This window comes from Salinicola sp. (genome assembly GCF_982684285.1).
In genome coordinates this window covers 1-3,894 of sequence record NZ_CEXLVS010000318.1, presented here as the reverse complement: position 1 = coordinate 3,894, position 3,894 = coordinate 1, and the positions used below count along the sequence as shown (strand labels likewise).

The following is a 3,894-nucleotide window of genomic DNA, read 5'->3' as shown; positions in this document are numbered from 1 at the left end:
CGGGTTCAGGATCTTCGCGGTCTCACCCATGAAACGCACGCCGGCGACGATCAGCGTGGTCGCCGGGTGATCCTTGCCGAAGCGCGCCATCTCCAGCGAATCGGCCACGCAGCCACCGGTCGCCTCCGCCAGCGCCTGGATCTCGGGATCGGTGTAGTAGTGCGCCACCAGCACCGCATTACGCGCCTTCAACTGCGCCGCGATACGCGCCCGATAGTGCGCTCGGGCACTCTCGTCGAGCGTCGGCGGCGTGTTACCCGCCAAGTGCTCGCGAACCCGATCCCGTTCCAGCTCCGCCATCGCTTCGTCTCCGTCAGTCCTGCAGCCACTCGGTGTGGAAGATCCCTTCCCGATCGACACGCTTGTAGGTGTGGGCGCCGAAGAAGTCGCGCTGGGCCTGGATCAGGTTGGCCGGCAGTTTCTCGCTGCGGTAGCTGTCGTAGTAGGCGATCGCGGAGGAGAACGTGGGTACCGGGATGCCGTTCTGGACCGCATGAGAGATCACGTCCCGAAGCGCCGATTGATAGTTGCCGGCGATGTCCCCGAAGTACGGCGCCATCAGCAGGTTCTTGAGCCCGGGATTCTCCTGGTAGGCGTCGGTGATCTTCTGCAGGAAGCGGGCGCGGATGATGCAGCCGGCGCGGAACAGCTTGGCGACCTCGCCGTAGTCGAGATTCCAGTCGTACTGCTCGGACGCCGCGCGCATCTGGGCGAAGCCCTGGGCGTAGGAGGCGATCTTGCTGAAGAAGAGCGCCTTGCGCACCTTCTCGATGAACTCGGCCTTGTCGCCCTGGAGCGGCGTCTCGGCCGGCCCCTTCAGCACCTTGGCGGCTTCGACGCGCTCGTCCTTCAGCGCCGAGATGAAGCGCGCGAAGACCGACTCGGTGATCAGCGGCAGCGGCACACCGAGATCCAGCGCGCTCTTGCTGGTCCACTTGCCGGTGCCCTTCTGGCCCGCCGAGTCGAGGATGATGTCGACCACGTCGTGATCGCTCTGGTCATCCTTCTTGGTGAAGATCCTGGCGGTGATATCGATCAGGTAGCTGTCGAGTTCGCCTTCGTTCCAGTCGCTGAAGACGTCGGCCAGCTCGGCGTTGGAGAGCCCCAGCGAGCCCTTGAGGATCGCGTAGGCTTCACTGATCAGCTGCATGTCGCCGTATTCGATGCCGTTATGGACCATCTTGACGTAGTGGCCGGCGCCATCCGGGCCGACATAGGCCACGCAGGGCTCGCCGTCGTCGGCGCGGGCGGCGATCTTCTCGAGGATCGGCGCCACCATGTCGTAGGCTTCCTTCTGCCCGCCCGGCATGATCGACGGCCCTTTCAGCGCGCCCTCCTCGCCACCGGAAACGCCGGTGCCGATGAAGTTGAAGCCCGCTTCGGAGAGCTCCTTGTTGCGGCGGATGGTGTCCTCGAACGGGGTGTTGCCGCCGTCGATCAGGATATCGCCCTGGTCGAGGTGCGGCGTCAGCGACGCAATCGTCTTGTCGGTGGCATCGCCGGCCTTGACCATCAGCAGGATGCGGCGCGGCGTTTCCAGTGAGGCGACGAACTCCTCGACGCTATAGAACGGCACCAGCTTGCTGTCGGGATTTTCCTGCATCACTTCGTCGGTCTTCTCCCGCGAGCGGTTGAAGATCGATACCGTGTAGTCGCGGCTTTCGATGTTGAGCGCCAGATTGCGCCCCATGACGGCCATGCCGACGACACCGATTTGCTGTTTGGCCATTACCTTGTGCTCCTTGCGAAAATAAAGCCGTCACGCGGCGATAAACGATACGTCAATGTAAGTCGAATCCGTACAGGTCGAACCAGTGTAAGCCAGCCGGGCGCAGGTTTCAGTGCGCTTCGTCCCAATTGGCCCCACTATTGGCATCGACGATCAGCGGGACATTGAGTTCGGCCGCATCCTGCATCCTGCCCCGGATCGCGACGAGGAAGTCGTCGACCTGGCTCTCCTTGACCTCGAACACCAGTTCGTCGTGCACCTGCATCACCATCCAGGCGTCGAACGCCGCCTGCCCCTTGGCCGGATTGAGCCAGTGGTGCACGTCGATCATCGCCAGCTTGATGATGTCCGCCGCGGTGCCCTGCATCGGGGCGTTGATCGCGGTCCGCTCGGCGGCCTGGCGGCGGGCGTGGTTCTGGGCCTTGATCTCGGGCAGGTGGAGCCGGCGGCCGAACACGGTCTCGACGAAGCCATCCTCGCCGGCCTGGGCGCGGATGTTGTCCATGAACCTGGCCACGCCCGGGTAACGGTCGAAGTAGCGATCGATGTAGACCTTGGCCTGCTTGGCTTCGATGTGCAGCTGCCGTGAGAGCCCCCAGGCGCTCATGCCGTAGATCAGGCCGAAGTTGATCGCCTTGGCGCTGCGACGTTGATCGGTGGTGACCTTCTCCAGCGCCACGCCGAAGACTTCCGCCGCGGTGGCCGCGTGGATGTCGCGGTCGTTGGCGAAGGCATCGAGCAGGCCCTTGTCGTCGGAAAGATGCGCCATGATCCGCAGCTCGATCTGCGAGTAGTCGGCGGCGACGATCCGGTAGCCATCGCGGGCGACGAACGCCTGGCGGATCTTGCGCCCCTCCTCGGTGCGAATCGGGATGTTCTGCAGGTTGGGATCGGAAGACGACAGCCGCCCGGTCGCCGTCACCGCCTGGTGGTAGCTGGTGTGCAGCCGATTGGTGGCCGGATTGACCAGTCGCGGCAGCTTGTCGGTGTAGGTCGACTTGAGCTTGGTCATGCCGCGATGGGACATGATCAGCTTGGGCAGCGGGTAGTCCAGCGCCAGCTCCTCGAGCACGGCCTCGGCGGTACTCGGCGCGCCCTTGGGCGTCTTCTTGATCACCGGGATCTTCTGCTCCTCGAACAGAATCTCCGCCAGCTGCTTGGGCGAGCCCAGGTTGAACTCCTTGCCGGCCAGTTCGAAGGCTTCGGTTTCCAGCTCGCGAATACGGACTTCCAGTTCCTGGCTCTGGGTGTGGAGGCGCTTGGCATCCAGCGCGACGCCATTGCGCTCCATGTGCGAGAGCACCGGAATCAGCGGTCGCTCGAGGGTATCGAGCACTTCGGCAAGACGGCCGGACGCCTCCACCTTCGGCCGCAGTTCGCGATGCAGACGCAGGGTAATGTCGACGTCCTCGCAGGCGTAGGGCACGGCCTCTTCCAGCGCGATCTGGTTGAAGGTGAGCTGCTTGGCGCCCTTGCCGGCGATCTCCTCGAAACCGATGGTCTTCTCGCCGAGATACTTGAGCGCCAGCGAATCCATGTCGTGGCGCGTCGCGGTGGAGTTCAGCACGTAGGACTCGAGCATGGTGTCGTTCAGCGCGCCGGCGACCCGGATCCGGTAGCGCGCCAGCACCGAAATATCGTACTTGAGGTTCTGGCCGATCTTGCCGATCTCGGGGTCTTCCAGCAGCGGCTTGAGCGCCGCCAGCACGGCGTCGCGATCCAGCTGCGCCGGCGCGTCGAGATAGTCGTGGCCGACGGGGATGTAGGCCGCCTCGCCGGGCTCCAGCGAGAGGCCGATACCGACGATATCGGCCTCCATGTAGTTGAGACTCGTGGTTTCCAGATCGACGCAGAACGCTTCGCTGGCTTTCAGCCGCTCGAGCCAGGTATCGAATTCCGCCTGCGTCAGCAGCGTCTGGTCGTGGCGCGCCGGCTTGGTCAGCGTCACGTCCTCGTCGATTTCCGATTTGCCGGCGTTCTCGGCGCCCACATCGTCGACGCCCTCGTCCTTGCCTTCGAGCAATTCGCCCAGCCAGTTCTTGAACTCGAGCCGGGTGTAGAGCGCCTTCAGCGCCTCGCGGTCGGGTGAGGCCAAGTGCAGGTCGTCGAGCCCCACCGGCAGCTCGCAGTCGGTCTTGATGGTGGCCAGCTGGTAGGAGAGATAG

3 protein-coding genes are annotated in these 3,894 nt (G+C 64.1%); all 3 read right to left on the bottom strand.

The window, feature by feature from the left end; genetic code table 11:
• Window positions 1-300 (bottom strand): quinolinate synthase NadA (gene nadA, locus AC3AYF_RS18990; RefSeq protein ID WP_487780190.1); only part of this gene is annotated, 300 nt, incomplete at its 3' end.
• Window positions 301-313: 13 nt separating this feature from the next.
• Window positions 314-1,729, bottom strand: coding sequence for an NADP-dependent phosphogluconate dehydrogenase (gene gndA, locus AC3AYF_RS18985; protein ID WP_295039425.1), 1,416 nt, complete (start codon window positions 1,727-1,729; stop codon window positions 314-316).
• A 109-nt stretch (window positions 1,730-1,838) separates the two neighbouring features.
• Window positions 1,839-3,894: DNA polymerase I (gene polA, locus AC3AYF_RS18980; RefSeq protein WP_487780189.1), on the bottom strand; the 2,056-nt coding region annotated here is incomplete at its 5' end.

What these genes read in the sequence shown, in the direction of transcription:
- gndA (WP_295039425.1), bottom strand. Translation starts at nt 1,729, where the DNA reads ATGGCCAAACAGCAAATCGGTGTCGTCGGCATGGCCGTCATGGGGCGC.